Genomic DNA, 16,527 nt, shown 5'->3' on the forward strand with positions numbered 1-16,527 from the left:
TGATGCGCCGGGAAGGAAGTACCGGGCCTGCCGGTCACCGCAACGCGGAGCCACCGGCGCCCGAAGAGGCTGTTCGGGGACTGGGAGATGGGCTCCTCGGCGACTGTGGTGGCCGGTTTGGTACTGCTCAGGTGTTTTCCAGCAGGCGCTGGATCCCGTCGTGGATGGCTGCGGTGCGTTGTTGCGGTGTGAGCCAGGCGGCCGTGGAGCCCTGGCCGGTTTTGTTGATGAGTAGGACGTTGTCGACGACCTCGGCCACCGGGAACAGGTGGCTGATGACGATGACCCTCTTGTCCTGGGCCACGCTGTCGCTCAGGACGGCGAGGGTGTCGCCCAGGCGGATGTTGTCCAGAGAGCCGAAACCTTCGTCCAGGAACAGGCTTTCCAGCTTGTTGTGGCTGGTGTTGTGGAGCTCGACGAGCGCCAGCGCCAGCGCGAGGGAGCTCTGGAAGGTCTCTCCGCCGGAGAGGGTCTCCGGGTCGCGCGCGTGATTGGTGGCGCGTTCAAGGATCTGGAAGTCATCGGTGAATGCGTAGTCACCCATGGAGATCTGCCGGAGGATCCTGCTGCCGTGCCTGAGCAGCGCATGGGTGCGCTGATCGGTGAGATAGGTGAGGAACTTCCCGTCGGTGAGCTGGTCGCTCACGCTCTTCCACACCGCGGCCTGCCGGCTGGCGGCTTCGAGGGCGGTGCCCAGCGCGTCGGCGTAGGGGATTTGGGACTGTGCGGTGCGCAGATCGGCCTTGGCCGTCTCGTGCGCGCCTTCGGCTTGGATGGTCTTGCGGCTGAGCGGGTCGAGGACGGCGGGGGCGAGCAGGTCGCTCTTCTCGGGCACCGGGAAGCCGGGGTCCGGGTCCGTCTCGTCGGCGGTGGCGCCGGCTTGGCGGATCAGCTCCTTCTCGAATGCGCGGACCTCGTCGTCGGCGTGCTGAGCGGCCTGCCCGAGAGTGCCGGTCAGACGCTGATGCAGCGAGGCGAGGGCCATGCAGTAGGTGTCGACGGCGGCCAAGTCGCCTGCGTCCGGAACGGGAGGCAGGTCGGGGGACGCCTCGGCCTCGAGAAGGCCTGTGGCATCGGTGGCCGTGTCCGCCCAGCGCTCCAGCTGTTTGATGAGCTTGCGTGTGGGGGTCTCGACGGTGCGCCGGCGGCGTGCGTCCAGGGCCTGCAGGTTTTCGCTGTGCAGCGTGAGGGCCTTCTGGGCGTCGTCACGCTCCAGTGTCCTTTGCTCGAGCCGTTCGAGGCGCTGGCCGGCCGCCTCCTTAGCGGAGGCGATGTCCTGCAGGGAGGGCAGTTGTGATGGGGAGGGCTGGGCGGGGTGGATGGAGGGCGGCAGTTCGCTGACCTCCGTCAGCACACTCGCCAGCTCGGTCTCGTACTGCAGCCGGGTCCTGTCCAGCCGTTTGCGTTCACGCTGCAGGCGGCCGCGCTGACGCTTGAGCTCGGCCCGGGCCGCCTCGTTCTCGGCCTGCGCCGCCCCCAACTGCGCCTGGGCGCTTGTGTGGGCCGCGAGGGCCTCACCCTCTGCGTCGCGCAGCGGCTGGGTAAGTGCTTTGACCGCACGGGTGATCTGCGCCCGGCCTACTGGTTCGCCCTCGGCGAGGGCATGCGCCTGAGCCGTCGTCTGCCGGCCCAGCGCGTCCAGGGCGGTGGCCGTGGCGGGAGCACCGGCCGGGTGTACCGCATCCACCAGCTCCTGCACCTGGAGCAGCGCCGCGTCCATGCGCTCGCGGGCGGCCAGGTGTCCGCGGCGGTGCTTTTCGACCTTCCGCTCGGTTCCCTTCAGCTGGGCGGCCGCTTCAGCCTTGGCCTCCACCGCCGCTTCGACGGCGTTCGAGCGTGTGGTGACCTTGCGTTTGGCCTGAGTAAGTGCCTTGCCGTCCAACAGCGGCGGGGGAGCGAAGTCGCTGGGGACGGGCTGGGTGCACACCGTGCAGGCGTCCCCGGGCGCCAGACCGGCACCCGCCGCGTGGGCCGCCTCCCTGCGCTGCAGCGCTGCGAGGTCGTCCTGGGCCGCTTCCAGAGCGCCGCGCAGCTTCTTCAGGTCGCTCTCCAGGCCGGCGCTGTGGCCGCGCTGTTCCTCCACCGTCTCGAGCGTCGCGCGCTGTGTCTGCAGATGCCCGGCCGCGGCGTTGGCCTCCTGCAGCGCTGCCCGGACGGCCTCCTGGACCTGGTCGGTGTGCGTGCGCGCCTCGCTCACCATGCGCTCGGCCCGGCCGGCGGCCTCGACGAGGGCCGCGTTGCGCTGCTCGTGCTCTTCCAGTTCCTGTCGTGCCTGCGTGTGCTCCTGTTCGTGCTCGTCATGCTGAAGCTGCTCCTGCTTCAGCCGCTGTTCGACGGCGTCCAGGCCGGCTGCACGCTCCGGCAGGCGGGACAGGACAGCGAACGCGCTGGACAGGGAGCGGAGCGTGTCACCGGCCTGTGCGGCCGTATCCAGCGCGCCCTGCGCCGCCTCCAGCTTCGCGGCCAACTCGCGTCCGGTGGTCTCCTGCTCTGCTGCCTCGGCATCGAGTTCCCTCTTCTTCCGCGCCAGCGCGGCCATCGTGATGCTCGAATCCGCAACAGCGCGCTCACGCAGCAGCCGCGCCGCTTTGTCCAAGCCCGTCTTGCGGTGCTTGTGCTCGACGGCCCGGCTCTGGGCCGCGCGCAGCGCATCCAGTCGCTCGCGCCGGCGGGCCGCGATACCCCGGGTGCGTTCCAGATCCAGCAGCGCCTGGGAAGCGGCAGCATGAGGATCCGGCAGGAGAAGCGCGCGGGCCCTGGTTCCCTCGGTGATCTGCGTATTCAGGCGCTCCAGTCGCACGCCGGCCCGTTTGCGTACACGCTCGAGCTCGTTGATGCCGAAGATGTGCCGCAGGATGTCGGCACGCATGGCCCTGGGGGCCTTGAGGAGGGCGTCGAACTTCCCCTGGCGCAGCAGGACCGTGCTGACAAAGCCGTCCCAGTCCAGCCCGATGATCCGGGTCACCGCCTGCGTCACCGCGGACTTGCCGTCGACCCGCAAGTCGGCGCTGTCGTCGGCCAGGGGCTCGAGCACGGCCTGCGGCCCCTTCTTGCCTTCCGCATGCAGGGTGCGGCGCACACTCCACTCGCGGCCGTTTGCCGAGAACTCGAACGCTACGTCCATGCTGGGGCATCCCTTGCCGATCAGCTCGTAGGCGGCCTTGGGGTCCTTGGACCACGAACACGTCCCGTACAGGGCGAAGATGATCGCCTCGAGGATGGTGGACTTGCCCACGCCGGTGTTGCCCAGGATGGCGAGCAGGCGCTTACCGGTGAAGTCGATGCTGCAGGTGCCGGCGTAGCTGCGCACGCCCGTGAGGGTGAGCCGCAAGGGCTTCATGACGCCTCCTTCCAGGGATTTTCCAGCGCGGCGCGCAGCTGTTCCTCGGCCGGGACCGGGGTCAGCGTCTCGTCGTCGAGTTCGTTGAGCAGGTGGAGGAAGGCGGTGACGGTCGACTCCGCGGCATCTGCGTCCACTCCCTCACGGGCCAGGTAGGCCCGGAACGCGTCGGGGAGTTCCGGCTCATCGCCCAGGTCACCGTCCAGGACGGCGCCTGGGGCATCTTCCCGGGCCGGGGCCGGGTTGATGAGGATCGCGTTCGGGACGATCTCGGCGATCTTCTGGCTGAGGAGCCCGTCGGGCTCCTCGCCGGTGATCACCGGTTTGAGGAAGGTCCCGTCGTACTGGTCGGCCGCGGCCTTCAGTTCCTCGAGGGTTCCGGTGAAGTGGGTCAGCCGCCGGCCGCTGGAGAGCCGGCGCGGCAACACCCGCACCGGCCGCCCCGGGTCGGCGTCGACGATCACGACGCTCTTGGTCTCGTCGGCTTCACCGAAGTCCATGGCCAGCGGGCTGCCCGCGTAGCGGGCGGCGAACTTCAGGCCCTCGATGGCCTGCGGGCGGTGGATGTGTCCGAGAGCGGCGTACGACACCACCGGAAGATCTTCGGGAGGGGTCTCGAAGGCCTCGTCCACGGCCCGTTCGCTCGGGGAGGTCCTGGCGCCTTTGACGAACACGTGGGCCATGAACAGCAGAATGTCCCGGTCGGGGTCGTACCCCTCGTGCAAGGCCTCCGTCAGTTCCCCCTGCAGGCCGCGCATCGCCTCGGCGTAGTCGGCATACGACGTGCCGGAGGTGGAATCGCGCCGCCAGAACCGGTTCGGGTGCACGAAGGGCAGGACAGCCAGCCGGATGCGCTGCTCACCGCCGCAGGCCTCGAAGGTCATCACGCCCCCGTCGTGTGCCGGGCGGAGCCGGTCGACGAAGAACAGGCCCCGGCCGCAGGAGGGACCGGTCATGAAGTGGAGGAACTCCAGGTAGTGGGGGGAGTCGTGGTTGCCGGCCACGACCACGGTGGGGGCGATGGCGGCGAGTTCGCGCAGGGCGCGCATGGCGCGGAACATGTCCCGGACGGTGGGACGGGAGGAGTGGAACAGATCGCCGCTGTGGACGATCAGGTCCGGCTGGCTCTCCTGGGCGATGGCCACGACCTCGGCAAGGACGGCGTCGAAGTCCTCGTCGCGTGGATGCCCGTGCAGGATGTGGCCCAGATGCCAGTCGGAGGTGTGGAGCAGTCTGCTCATGCCTTCATGCGCCCTTCTGGAAGCGAGGCGTAGGAGGGCACCGGTGGTGCCTTATGAGCCCGGGACTGTACACCAAAATAACTGGAGCAAAACTGGGCGTCCCGAGTGACTGCTAGCATCCCGGCATGGACGAGCATCTGATCGCTCTCGAGGAGCGCATGCAGCAACTGCAGGAGGCGGTCCGGCAGGCGCTCACGCAACACGATACTTGCCAAGTACGCCTTCTGGCTGCGGAATTGACACGCGCTCAACATGCCTGGGATGTTCTGTGCGGGCTCAGTGGCGCCCCGGACGCGGTCCGGCCGGAGTCCGCGCCGACGGTCACCGAACCCCAGCGGGACGCACCCCTGCGCGACCGGGCCCCTCACATGCCGCTCTTCGCAAATGCCTGGAGTAAAACTGGAAGCCCCGAGTGACTGCTAGCATGCGGGCATGGACGAGCATCTGGTCGCACTCGAGAAGCGCATGCAACAGCTGCAAGAGGCGCTCCGGCAGGCGCTCACACAACAGGACAACGCCCAAGTGAACGTCCTGGGTGAGGAGCTGACACGCACCCGGCACGCCTGGAATGTGTTGTGCGGGCTCAGCGATGTCCCGGAGGTGGCCCAGCCGGAGGTCCAGCCAGAGACCCGGCCCGAGCCCGCGCTGGCAGTCGTCGAGCCGAACCAGGGCGTGCCCGTACGCGACCAGGTCCACCAGGCGCTGGCCCTCCTCACCGTCCCCGCCTCGCCCAAACTGCTCAGCCAGGTCCACCAGGCGTTCTTCTCCAGCCCGCTGAACACGGCACGCATGACCACCCTGCGCCGCGACGAGGAACGCTCCTTCCGCTCCGCCCCCTACGGCCGCGCCTACTACATCTGCCCCGCGCTGACCTCCGACCTGCTCTCACCGGCCCGCGCGCTGCTCGCCCTGAGCACCTGGCCACTGGAGCAGCGCCTGGTGGGACCGCTCACCCAGCGCGTCCACTTCCTCACCTCGGCCCTGCGGCTCGCGGACGCCGCCGAACACCTCGCCGGCGAGGCCGGGATGCCGCAGCCCGTCCAGCAGCTGCTGCTGCACTACAGCCGCAACATCCACGGCGACGCCCCCCGGGGCCCGCTCGAACTGGACGCGCTGCGCCGGGCCGCCGCAGCGGAACTGGAGATCCACGCCGACGACGACGCCGACACCCGCGCCGAAGCGGCCCAGCGCGCACGTCAGCAACTCGGCGACGCGGAGCAGATCTTCGGCAACATCCTGCGCAACACCGGCCGCCTGCGCCGTACTTCGTAAACCCACCTCTGCAGACCAGCACAGCTGTGCCCTGTCCCGCCAAGGAAATCAGTGAGCTCGCTCGACGCACGACTGGGCGTATTACGCGGAACCGCTGCGCCCATCCCGCACAATGCACGCACCCTGGCGGCGCTGACCGCCAATCCGAGCTGCGACCGCCGCTCCCTGCTGGACGCGGCCGGCATCGACAAAGACGCCCTCGCCGCCCATCTGGACCTCCCGCGGCCGCTGAGAAAATCCCAGCTCGCCCTCGACTACGGCCTCGCCTTCGAACGCCAGGTCACCGCCCAGGCCGGAGCCCCTTTGGTGCCGCTGCTCCGCCAAGCCCTGGGCCTGAGCGTGCCGGAGGTGTCCTACGAGGACGTCAACAGCGTCGGCAGCGATGACGACAAGTCCCCTCTGCGGCTGCGCCGCGTCCACACCCGCTCCCGCATCCGCAGAGCAGCACACGGCAGGTCGGACCCCCGCACCCTGCTCGACCACCCCGTACTGCGTCTGACCGTCGCCGGCCACCAGGCCTACCTCGAACCCGACGTCATCGCCTTCCAGCGCGAGGGCGTCTTCTATGTCGTCGAGATCAAATCCTTCCCCGTCATCCACGGACAGCCCGACCCCATCAAGGCCACCGCAGCGCTGACCCAGGCCGCCGCCTACGTCCTGGCCCTGCGTGAACTCCTCGCCGAGGACGGTCTCCCGCCAGAGCGCGTCTCCGACACCGTGGTCCTGGTCAACCCGCGCAACTTCACCCGCCACCCCACCGCCACGCCCTTCAGCGCCCACAAGCAGATCAAGAACCTGAGCCGCCACCTCGGCAGACTGCGGCGCCTGCCCGAACTGCTGGACAAAGTTCCCCCCGACACCACCTTCGACCTGGCGCCCGGCCTCGACCAGAAACCGACCCGGCCCCGCGGTGAACTCGTTGCCGCGCTCGCCACCGTGCGGCCCAACTACACCCCCGGCTGCCGCCACCACTGCGACCTGGCCTTCCACTGCCGCATCGAGGCCCGCCACCAGGGCAAGCCCGCCGCCCTGGGCACCGCAGTCCGCGAGGACCTCGCGGGAATCGACACCATCGCCACGGCCCTGGCCCTCACCGACGGGCACCTGCACCCCTCACGGAGCCAGAAAGACCTCACCCAGGCCCTGCGCCACGCACAGCGCATCCACGCAGACCTCCAGACGGACACCGCATGATCCGCCTCACCTCACTCCTGCGCATGCGCGCCGCCTCCACCGGCAACGCCCAACGCGCCAGCCAACTGCGCCACCTCCACCTCAGCGACCAGCCGCTGATGCTGCTGGCGCTGAAACAGACCGGGCCCGCCGCACGACCGCTGGCCGTCATGCTGGGCACCGACCCGCACCGCCCCCAACTCCTGCTCGCCCCGCCCTCAGGCAGCACCACTCCCATGCTCGCTTCCCTGGCATACGCCGTCACCGCCTACATCGACGCCTGCCAGCGGCACAGCGAACACCTGCCCGCCACCTCCAGCAAGCCGGCCCGCCGCCGCTACACCGACGCCCCCCAGATCCTCGTCCCCAACCCCCAGACCGTGCAGCACCTGAAAGACCTCGGAGCCGACCTGCGGTTCCGCAGCACCGACGACCACCATCCCGGCTCCCGGGCCGTCCAGCGCCTGGGACACTGGCTCACCTATCTCACCGACCGCGCCGACCTGGCCGGCTCAGCCGCCCTCATCCCCATGACCAGCTTCCTCGGCATGCACTGGATCAGCGGCCAAAGCCCCCTTGAGGACGAGGACCTGGCCACCCTGCTGGCCTGGATCGACCCGCCCCGCCACCCCGCCTCCGGACGCGACGCCGCACTGGCAGCAGAAGACCCGGCCACCCACCGCCCGGCGGGACCAGCCACCGACGCCCCCTTCGACAACGACCACCTGGCGCCCCTGTTCGACGCCTATGCCCGTGCCCGGCGCCGGGCCCTGGACCACGAGCAGACCCGCACCCTGCAAGAACTCGACCGTCTGCTGGCCACCTACCTGCAGCCCACCTGGGATTTGATGTGGCAGGCCTACACGCTCCTGCAGGCCCTCCCCGAAGCCAAGAGCACTGCACGCCGCTGGGACCACGAACGCACCGTATTCACCGACGAATGCATCTACTTGACCCAGGACGGACGCCCCCGTCCGGCCCGCGACAATGCCATTGCCGCCGCCGTCCGCCTGGCCCGCATGGAACACGCAGCCGTCGCCTTCGCCGCCGAACGCACCGCCGACGACCCCTTCGTACGGGCAGAACTGCGCACCACCGGCAAAGCCTTCGGCGGCACCGTCACCACCATCGACGCGGAACACACCCTGCGCGGCCCCAGTGGACGTACCCAATGGCGGCCCCGGCTCACCGTGTCCACCCCGGACCCCGTGCCGATGGAACCCGGTCAGCTCCTGGCCTGCCACACCTACCGCAGCGCCCGCTACAAGATCTGCGAGGTCACCCCGGCCGACGGCGACACTCTCCTCGAACTTGAGATCACCGCCGGCATGGGCACCATGGACCGCCCCAACCACGCCGTCCTTCCCGACGCCGGCGCCTTCCTCGTCTTCACCATCGCACCCGCCCCCTACCGGATGCCCGAATTCCCCGCACGAGAGCAGACACCCTGGACCCACGGCGGGCCTCCCGCCGACCAGCCGGACCACAGCAACGAGGACGAGGACGAGGGCGAGGGCGAGGAAGAACAGTGACACCACCTCACCGGACGTCGCCGCAGCAGCAGATGGACCAGGCCGCCCGCGCCGTCCTGGAGCAACTGCCCACGCTCACCCACCGCGGACTCGTCGTGGACTCCCCGCCCGGCGCCGGCAAATCCACCCTGGTCGCCCGAGCCGCCGACACCCTCGCGCAATCCAGCACCCCCTGTCCCGTCATCGCCCAGACCAACAGCCAGGTCGACCACCTCGTGCGGCGATTCGCCCGGCACCACCCGCACCTGAGAACCGCCCGGCTCACCGCAACGGATTACACAGTCCCGCACGACCTGCAGGCACATCCCGGCATCCGCATCGGCACCCGCATCGAAGCCCTCGAAAAGACGGCCGACGTCATCGTGGGAACCGCCATGAAATGGGCCACGGTCACCGACCGCCGATGGCCATGGGCGATCATCGACGAGGCCTACCAGATGCGCTCCGACACGCTTTTGTGGACCGCCGGCATCTTCGAACGGGCCCTCTTCGTCGGAGACCCCGGCCAACTCGACCCCTTTTCCGAGGTCGCAACCGACCGCTTCCACGGCCTGTCCCACGACCCCATGAACAGCGCGGTCGCCGTCCTGCTCGCCAACAACCGCGACCTGCCCGTCCACTCCCTGCCCATGTCCTGGCGCCTGCCGCCCTCAGCCGTCCCCCCGATCAGCAACGCCTTCTACCCCTCCACGACCTTCCACGCCGGAAGCAGTGAAGCCGACCGCACCCTCACGTTCTCCCCTCTCGACATCCGCACCCCCACCGACGAGGTCATCGAACACGCCGCCCGAACCGGATGGGCACTGTTCGAACTACCGGCCCGCATCACCGGCCAGCACGACGCCGAAGCCTTCCACACCACCCTCGGCATCGCCGACCGGCTGCTGACCCGACGCGCCATCACCACCTGCGAGGCAAACCCCGAAGGCCACGCCCTGCAGCCCGGTGACATCGCCATCGGCACCGCCCACCGCAGCCAGGCCCACGACATCCGCGCGCTCCTGGCCCGCCACTACCCCCAACTGCACGGCGTCACCGTCGACACCGCCAACCGGCTCCAAGGCTGCGAATTCCGCGTCACCATCGTCCTGCACCCCCTCTCCGGCCGCGGCGACGCCTCCGCCTTCCACCTGGAAGCCGGCCGCCTGTGCGTCCTCACCTCACGCCACCGCCACGCCTGCATCGTCGTGGCCCGCGCCGGCATCGCCGAACTCCTCGACGCCCACCCCTCCAACGACCCCGCACACCCCGGAGCCGCCTCCAAGATCGCCGACGGCTGGGAGGCTAATCACGCAGTCCTCGCCCACCTGACCCAGCACACCATCTACGCTCAGGCACAGCCCCGTCGCCGGCGCGGATGAGTAGGTCGCCGCGCACGCCTGCCACATGAAGGCGGGTTGATGGGAGCGTCGTCGCTGGGGCGCCCTCAGTCCTCGTCGTCGAGGGCGTCGTCGGCTGACTCGTGGTGGACGTTGACGCCGGCTCGGCAGCGCGCGGCGCCGATCGTGTCGTGCAGCCGGGCGAACAGGTCGGGCCGGATGAGTAGATCAGCTCCCGCGACCGCGGGCATGAGTGGTTCGTAGTTTCCGTCGTGGACGAGGTGGCCGTGCCACTGGCGGCAGATCAGTGCCTCACCGGTGGCGTCGCTGAGGCTGAACCCGCAGATTCCCTCTGTGGGTTCAAGGCCGAGTGCGGCCACGACGCTGGCTGCGGGTGCGAGTACGTAGACGGGCAGGCCGAGGCCGCTCAGGGTGCGAGGGCGAGGCGTATCGATCAGGCCAGCGGTTCCAGCGTCAGTGAGGGCCGTCAAGGCCTGGTCTGCGGCACTGATGTGCTCGGCTGCTGACTCGGTTGTAAGGCCGAGTCCCAGGCGCCGCCACGGGCTGGTCCACAGCTGCCAGGAGGCCTGGCGGGCGGGTAGTGTGCCGGGCGGCGGGTCGTCGGCGAGGGCCTCCAGGCCGACGGCGATCTGCAGTTGGCGGGCGGGCTGATCCGGGTATCGGCGTGCAGGAGTGCGCTGCCGCTCGAACAAGCCGATCTGCACCCAGCCCTCGTGCGGACCTTCATCCACGCGAGCAAAGGCCATGGCGTTTCCCGGCAGGGACCGCAGGCCCGCGACCGAAGCGAAGCCGGAAGGCGGCCAGGGCTTGTCCGCTTGATGGCTCTCACTGAACCACGGTGCTGGATCAAGCGACCACGCCAGGGCCTCGGGACGAGTCAGAGGGCGGGGAATGCGGGCAAATTCGGCACGCAGGGCCGCGCGGGGGTCATCGCGCAGTCGCGCGGCCGCGCCGCGTTCGAAATTCTGGGCGTTGCCGAGATGTCCCGCTTGGGCAAGCGCGGCACGCAGGCCGGCGGCAGCGCGTTGCAGGGCGTCTTCGGCGGCGGCCTGGTCGGCGAGATAGGCGTCGGGAAGCTGGCTGCGGCGTCCATTGGTCAGAAGGTCCAGCTGCATGCGCATGAGCGTCTCGACGTCCGGAAGAGCATCGATCACGAGATCGATGACGGTCTCGCGGAGCCCGGCCGGACTGCCGGCGGCGTTTAGGCGGTCGCCCAGGTAGTGGTCGACGAGGTGGGTTGCGAACTCCCGAGGGTTGTTCATGCGCTGTCCTCGCTGGGGGAGAGGGCAGCGGCGATGGCGCGTGCGAGTGTCGGATGAGCTGCCGTTGCCGCAGGGGCAGGCGCCTGGTGGCCAGCGCGGGCCAGGATGGCGGACGCATCGGCACGGACGGACAGCACGTCACTGCCGCACAGCGTGACGAGCTGTTCGAGAAGGGCGGCATCCAGAGGTCCGTCGGGCAGGTGTCCTTGTAGGACGGTCAGGAGCCAGGTCAGGGGGCCAGCTCCGAGGTCGAAGGAGAGGACGCGTGCCAGGGCTGCCTGCGCCTGGCCGGAACGGCTGGCCAGCAGAACCGTCGCTGCGATCAGGGCGCGGCGCTTATCGCCGCGTTCGGGCAGGGCAATCGTGGCCAACACAAGTTCGCACAGTGCGGTGTCGATGTCGTGTTGGGTCGCCTGCTCCGGCACCGGGTGGTAGGCACCCTGGCCGAGACGGGCACGGCCCGGCAGACGGTGGGCGATGACGCCATACGCCGCATCCCAGCAGGCGAAAGCGCTGACAGCCGGGGGTGAAGCGAGCGGGGGCTGAACAGCGAACGCCGAGACCAGGGCCAAGCTGACACCGATAGTGCGGCTGTAGGACGCCTCGGCGACGGCCTGGGCCACCTGGTCTGCGAGGTTGCGGGCTGCGGTGGCCGGGTCCGCGGAGTGCGCCTGCTGCCACAGATCCAGCCGGTCATTGCCGCCGAAGGAACGCCATCCGCCGCCGCCTCGCATCTTGGTGTAGGCGAGCATGCCCGCCGTGGCGGCGAGAGGGCCGAAGACACCAGGATCGCTGTCCTGGCGCAAGCGGAGCCCCGAGGCGAGGTCGGCCAGCAGCTCAAGAGGGTTGGAGGCGTTCATCTCGTCGGCGATCCGGTGCAGGAACTGGGCGGCTGCGTCTGCTCCCTGACCGTCGATGACCTCCAAGAGCCGCCACCCGACCGCATTGGCCAGGGCATCCCTCGACCACCGTGGGCCCGAGGGGGCATCGTATGCCTTGCTGGTGCGGTCACGGACCGCAGCAAGCGCGCCAGCAGCACCTACTGGCAGCGTCGGGCGCTGCTGGGCGTGCAGATACGCGTCTGTGGTGGGGTGCTTCTCGGGGCCGAACCAGTCACGTGAGGTGTTGTTGGGCACGGGGCGGGGCGCCCAGGGCAAGCCGCCCTCACCGCCACAACGCTGTGCTGCTGTGCGCAGCGCAGAAGTGGGCTCGTCCCCGGCAGCCTGCGATGCGGCGATCAGTGTCTGGTCGTCGTAGGTGGAGGTGATCGCATTGGCCAGCACCGGCAGGAGACGCGATGCGCGGGCCGCGTCGTCGCCGGGCAGGTCAGCAAGCCTGGTGAGCAGAGCAACGTCCTGCCGGATACTGCGGCCATCGGGTCCAGCGGCGATGCGGAGCGCGGCCAGGACGACGGGGTCGGCCGTGTCAGCCTGCGTGGCCAGCAGCTGCCGGTGGGCCGCGCTCACCCGGCCATCGGGCAGCCCGGACTCGGCCAGCAGCACCTGGGCGCCCAACTGCGCGGCACCCCGCGGATCCAGGCGCGCAAGGAAACGCCACCACTCCTGCGGCGTTCCCGCCGTGCCCCGCCCGTCGGTGCAGTCCGCGACGAGATAGACAAGAGGCTGCGCACGCGCCAGACGCACCTGCGCCTGAACGGGGTCGGCCTGCATGAGCTGAGGCAGCGGATCCAGCAGCTCCTCGATGGTGATGTCCTTGTGACCGCCATAGGCCCCCATGTAGCGGGCGGCACGCTCCCAGCACCGCTGCGCCTCGTGCGGGTCGTCGCAGGCGAGACTCACGCGGGCCATCTCAAGCTCGAAGTCGGCGTCCTCCGCATACAGAGCACGGCGCTCGGCTTGCGCTCCGCGCAACGTGCGCATGAGCTCGTGCACGACGTCGGCCCCTGCCTGACCGACGCTCCCGGCGAGCAGGGACACCAGCTCCGTGGTGATCAGCGGGCCGGTTCCGGCCATGCCCATGAGAGAGGTGGTGGTGCCCTCGCTGACGGCTTGCAGGAAGGCGATGCCCACAGCGACATCATCGCCGCGCAGCAGGGTGACGGCGTCGTGCAACACCTGCCGCACCTGCCGGTGGATGTCCGCAAGATCGCAAGCCCGAGGGCTGCCCGTGAACGCGTGTGCATGCTGGGCAAGTTGTTCGAGCGCGACACGCACGGTGGCGGACGCGGTTTCGGCTGTGAGGATGCCCGCCTCGACGTCGCGGTGCAGGCCGACGGTGGCAAGGGTGAAGCGCAGCCAGGCACGGTAGAAGCCAACGCCGTCCAGGAGTGGGAGCAGTCGGGCGAGCGCCTGCGGATCGGCTGCATGGGCCACGGCCAGCAGTGTCAGCCACCTGTTCACCGGGCCGGACAGGCCACTGGCACGATCGGTCAGTACATCCTGTGTTGCTTTCGCGAGAACCGCGGCGATGTCCCCGGAAAAGAGCTCCTCGGCAAGGTCCGACACTGCCACACCATGGCGGAGCAGGCGCCGCGGGTCGCACGGCCCGCTGGCCCAGGCCGCGGTGGCCAGCGCGCGGGCAGACGGCAGCGCGCCGCCCGCCGTGCCATGGGCGTCCGCAAGGTGCAGCAAAAGGGCCGCGCGCCGGTCGGGCTGCTCGATGAGCTCCGCGCTCTCGAGCAACGGCTCTGGACCCAGACAGTCCACCAGCACACCCAGCACATCCTCAGGCGACGTCAGAGCCTCCTGGTCGAGGAACCGGGCCACCCGCTGCGCGAGCGTACGCGGGACCTGCCCGAGCTCGACATCGTCAGCAGCCCGGGCCGGCAACCGGATCCGTCCGCGCAACTCCGCCAGGAACACCGACTCATCGCTCTCGGATCCGTAGTGGACACGCTCATCCTTGCGTGCCTTGTCCCAGGCCGTCAGGTACGCCTCCCACGGGGCGGCACAGCCGGCCCGGTCGACCGCCGCACACAGCTGCAGGCCCCACCGCGCCGCCATCGTGGTCACACCCTCGTACATCAGGCTTGCCACCACGCGGTCGGCTCCCACCAGCGCCACCAGCACATCCGCATACGGCACCAGGGAACCTGGCAGGCCTTCGTCCTCATACGTCGCCCGCGCCCGGCTCAGTTCGACGCAGCGCACCAGTGTGGGCCAGTCGTTGCGGACCGCCGCACGCAGCGCGGCAACAGTCAGAGTGTGGACGATGGCCTGAGGAGGCTGCAGCCCGGCAATCGCGCGGGAGAGGAAATCGGGTTCGATTAGCAGAGCGAGTTCGTCATCGCGCCCCAGAGCGGCCAGCAGTTCGGGCACGTGCCGGAACGCGCGGGGATCGGTGAAGAAGCCCCGCTGGGACAACCAATCGGCCGCCCGGGACCGGACCTGATCGACCCACCTGTCGTCGCCGTCGACCCGGCGGATGAAGCGGCTGAAGCTCTCATGATGGATCTTCAGTCCGCCGATACCCGGCTGCTGCGCGACGATCGGTGCCACACTGGTTAGCGCGGCACCAAGCTGCATTCCGGGCAGCGGGAAAATCTCCTCGAGCTCCGACGCACTCACAGCGAAGTCGCAGACCGCGAGCATGCTGACAGCAGAACGCTGCCCGGGGGTCAGACCGGCCAGCAGATAAGCGTAGTAGTCGTCGAGGTCATGCGCCGACGACGGCACCGCCCGCAACCTCTCCAGAGGATCGCCGGCACCATCCGGCGCCAGCGCCGCTCCCAGGCCCGGGGCAGGACCAACGGCCTGCCGGCACAAATACGTGGCGTACAGGGCGTTGCCACGAGAGCGCTCCTCGATCAGCGCGACCGCGGCCTCCGCCCGCGCAGCGGGATCGAGCCCCTCACCGGCAGAGGAGGACGCCAAGGCCGTCAACACGCCCAGACGGTCCGCCAGAGCATGCAGTTCGGCGCGGTTGAGCGGGGCAACGGTGAGACGGGAGGCACCGTCGTCGACGGCCTCGAGGTGAGGGCCGGGCTGACTGGCCAGGACGAGCACGACACCGGGAGGCAGTTCCAGGGCGCAGAGGTCCGCGACCAGAGAGGCCGCCGGGTCCACTCGCGGACGAAAGGCGCTGCCGGTGGTGGATCCAAGAACCCGGCTGACATGGTCGATACCGTCCACGATCAGCGCGATCGGCCGGTCCGGTGCCAGGCCGCGCGCGGCAGTAACCGCGGCCGTGAGCGTCTCCGGCGTGGCCGCGTAGCGTGGCCTGACCTGCGCCAGCGCCTCCGGAACGGCCGTCCCCAGCTGCTTCAGCAGGCTGCCGATCACGACCTCGGTCAGCACACGCTGCTCACGGTCGATGTCCGCAGCGCCGAGCCAGCAGTGATGCCGCACCGCCAGCCAGGTCTCCCGCAGCGCATCCCCGAGCTGCTCACACAACCACGACTTGCCGATGCCGGGAGCACCGGTGACCACCACGACACCCCCCTGCTGCGCAGCATCCTTCACAGCCGCGACCACGCCCGTGAGCACCGTAGGGCGTCTCACCTCGGTGGCACGGTCCACGGGGTGCCCCTCACGGACCGCTCCGAAGTCGACTTCCAGACTCAGACGAGGAAGCAGGTCCTCGACCATCACGGTCCCCGCCCGGCTGCGCGCCGCTTTGGCCGCCTCGATCAGGGCCAGCGCCACCTCCTCGGGCGTGCGGTGCCGGTTCGGCGGCCGTCCGGCACCGAGTTCTTCGGTGATGCGATGCAGCAAGGCCGCCTCGGCTGGCCCGGGCTCGCGGATGTTGAGCGAACACGCCGGAAGATCCGTGTCGACGACCAGGGAGGCGCAAGCGCGGTTGAGCAGGTCATCACTGACCTGGGCGAGCATCTCCTTCCACGGAGCGTGTGCACGCAGCGCAGCGGCGTCGAAACGGAACCGTTTGCTGCTCAGGCCGTGCAGTGCAGGCCCGGGATCGGTGCTCGCGTGGACCGGGCGCAGCACCCGGGTCAGCTCGGGATCCTCCGGCTCCATGTCGCGCACCACCAGGCGGTGCGAGGCACCCGGATCCGAGGTGAAGTCGTGGTCCATAGAGGAGAAGAGCAGATCCAGGCGTAGGCCTCGCTTGTCCTTCGTAAAACTCTCCAGCGACAACGCGCGGTCATAATCCGTGTGCTTAATCTGCAGCCGCTCGCGGCTGCCGGTGCCCCACTCGCATGTGATGTCATCAAATCGGTCCCCGGTGAACATCTTCGTGTCGACCAGCAGGGAATTCGCACGTCCCACCGCCAGATCCACAAGCCGCAGCGCGGTGAGCAGGTCTTGGTAAGCGTAGCCAAGGTGTGTCGGGCGCAGCCCCATGCTCACCTCCAGCGTGCCTTGCTCACTTGGCACCCCCCATGGTGCGCGTCGCGGTCACCCTAACCTCCCTGACGTACCGGGACGGAACGGAAACCCAAGGGGAGAT

Annotated in this window: 9 protein-coding genes; 5 read left to right on the top strand and 4 right to left on the bottom strand. The window is 69.5% G+C overall.

What is annotated here, in order from left to right:
- Positions 1-127: 127 nt before the first annotated feature.
- Positions 128-3,340, bottom strand: a complete 3,213-nt coding sequence (locus ACZ3HQ_RS08970; RefSeq protein ID WP_467509016.1) for an AAA family ATPase — start codon at positions 3,338-3,340, stop codon at positions 128-130.
- Complete coding sequence (locus tag ACZ3HQ_RS08975) at positions 3,337-4,581, bottom strand: metallophosphoesterase family protein (protein ID WP_467509017.1); 1,245 nt, start codon at positions 4,579-4,581, stop codon at positions 3,337-3,339. The genes ACZ3HQ_RS08970 and ACZ3HQ_RS08975 overlap by 4 nt, the downstream gene beginning before the upstream one ends.
- Positions 4,582-4,706: 125 nt before the next feature.
- Here ACZ3HQ_RS08975 and ACZ3HQ_RS08980 point away from each other — a divergent pair, with 125 nt between their 5' ends.
- The 5 genes from ACZ3HQ_RS08980 to ACZ3HQ_RS09000 are packed head-to-tail and all read left to right on the top strand — an operon-like array spanning position 4,707 to position 9,919.
- The gene (locus tag ACZ3HQ_RS08980; protein ID WP_467509018.1) at positions 4,707-4,997 is read left to right on the top strand and encodes a hypothetical protein; all 291 of its coding nucleotides are present in this window, start codon (positions 4,707-4,709) and stop codon (positions 4,995-4,997) included.
- 16 nt (positions 4,998-5,013) lie between these two features.
- A complete protein-coding gene (locus ACZ3HQ_RS08985; RefSeq protein WP_467509019.1) occupies positions 5,014-5,853 on the top strand; it encodes a hypothetical protein in 840 nt (279 codons plus the stop codon).
- A gap of 51 nt (positions 5,854-5,904) precedes the next feature.
- The gene (locus tag ACZ3HQ_RS08990; protein ID WP_467509020.1) at positions 5,905-7,047 is read left to right on the top strand and encodes a hypothetical protein; all 1,143 of its coding nucleotides are present in this window, start codon (positions 5,905-5,907) and stop codon (positions 7,045-7,047) included.
- Positions 7,044-8,558, top strand: a complete 1,515-nt coding sequence (locus ACZ3HQ_RS08995) for a hypothetical protein (RefSeq protein ID WP_467509021.1) — start codon at positions 7,044-7,046, stop codon at positions 8,556-8,558. Before ACZ3HQ_RS08990 ends, ACZ3HQ_RS08995 begins: the two co-directional genes overlap by 4 nt.
- Complete coding sequence (locus ACZ3HQ_RS09000; protein ID WP_030327095.1) at positions 8,555-9,919, top strand: AAA domain-containing protein; 1,365 nt, start codon at positions 8,555-8,557, stop codon at positions 9,917-9,919. Before ACZ3HQ_RS08995 ends, ACZ3HQ_RS09000 begins: the two co-directional genes overlap by 4 nt.
- 65 nt (positions 9,920-9,984) lie before the next feature.
- Here the strand turns inward: ACZ3HQ_RS09000 and ACZ3HQ_RS09005 are convergent, their stop codons facing one another.
- Both ACZ3HQ_RS09005 and ACZ3HQ_RS09010 read right to left on the bottom strand, forming a co-directional pair.
- Entirely contained in the window at positions 9,985-11,160 is a 1,176-nt protein-coding gene (locus ACZ3HQ_RS09005; RefSeq protein WP_467509022.1) for a hypothetical protein, read from the bottom strand.
- Complete coding sequence (locus ACZ3HQ_RS09010) at positions 11,157-16,421, bottom strand: AAA family ATPase (RefSeq protein WP_467509072.1); 5,265 nt, start codon at positions 16,419-16,421, stop codon at positions 11,157-11,159. The genes ACZ3HQ_RS09005 and ACZ3HQ_RS09010 overlap by 4 nt, the downstream gene beginning before the upstream one ends.
- Positions 16,422-16,527 lie beyond the last annotated feature (106 nt).

The organism is Streptomyces sp. NPDC018263 (assembly GCF_055562575.1).

Coding starts and splice junctions, on each gene's coding strand:
- ACZ3HQ_RS08985 (WP_467509019.1), top strand. CDS start 5,014: ATGGACGAGCATCTGGTCGCACTCGAGAAGCGCATGCAACAGCTGCAA.
- ACZ3HQ_RS09010 (WP_467509072.1), bottom strand. CDS start 16,421: ATGGGGCTGCGCCCGACACACCTTGGCTACGCTTACCAAGACCTGCTC.
- ACZ3HQ_RS08995 (WP_467509021.1), top strand. CDS start 7,044: ATGATCCGCCTCACCTCACTCCTGCGCATGCGCGCCGCCTCCACCGGC.
- ACZ3HQ_RS08980 (WP_467509018.1), top strand. CDS start 4,707: ATGGACGAGCATCTGATCGCTCTCGAGGAGCGCATGCAGCAACTGCAG.
- ACZ3HQ_RS09005 (WP_467509022.1), bottom strand. CDS start 11,160: ATGAACAACCCTCGGGAGTTCGCAACCCACCTCGTCGACCACTACCTG.
- ACZ3HQ_RS08970 (WP_467509016.1), bottom strand. CDS start 3,340: ATGAAGCCCTTGCGGCTCACCCTCACGGGCGTGCGCAGCTACGCCGGC.
- ACZ3HQ_RS08975 (WP_467509017.1), bottom strand. CDS start 4,581: ATGAGCAGACTGCTCCACACCTCCGACTGGCATCTGGGCCACATCCTG.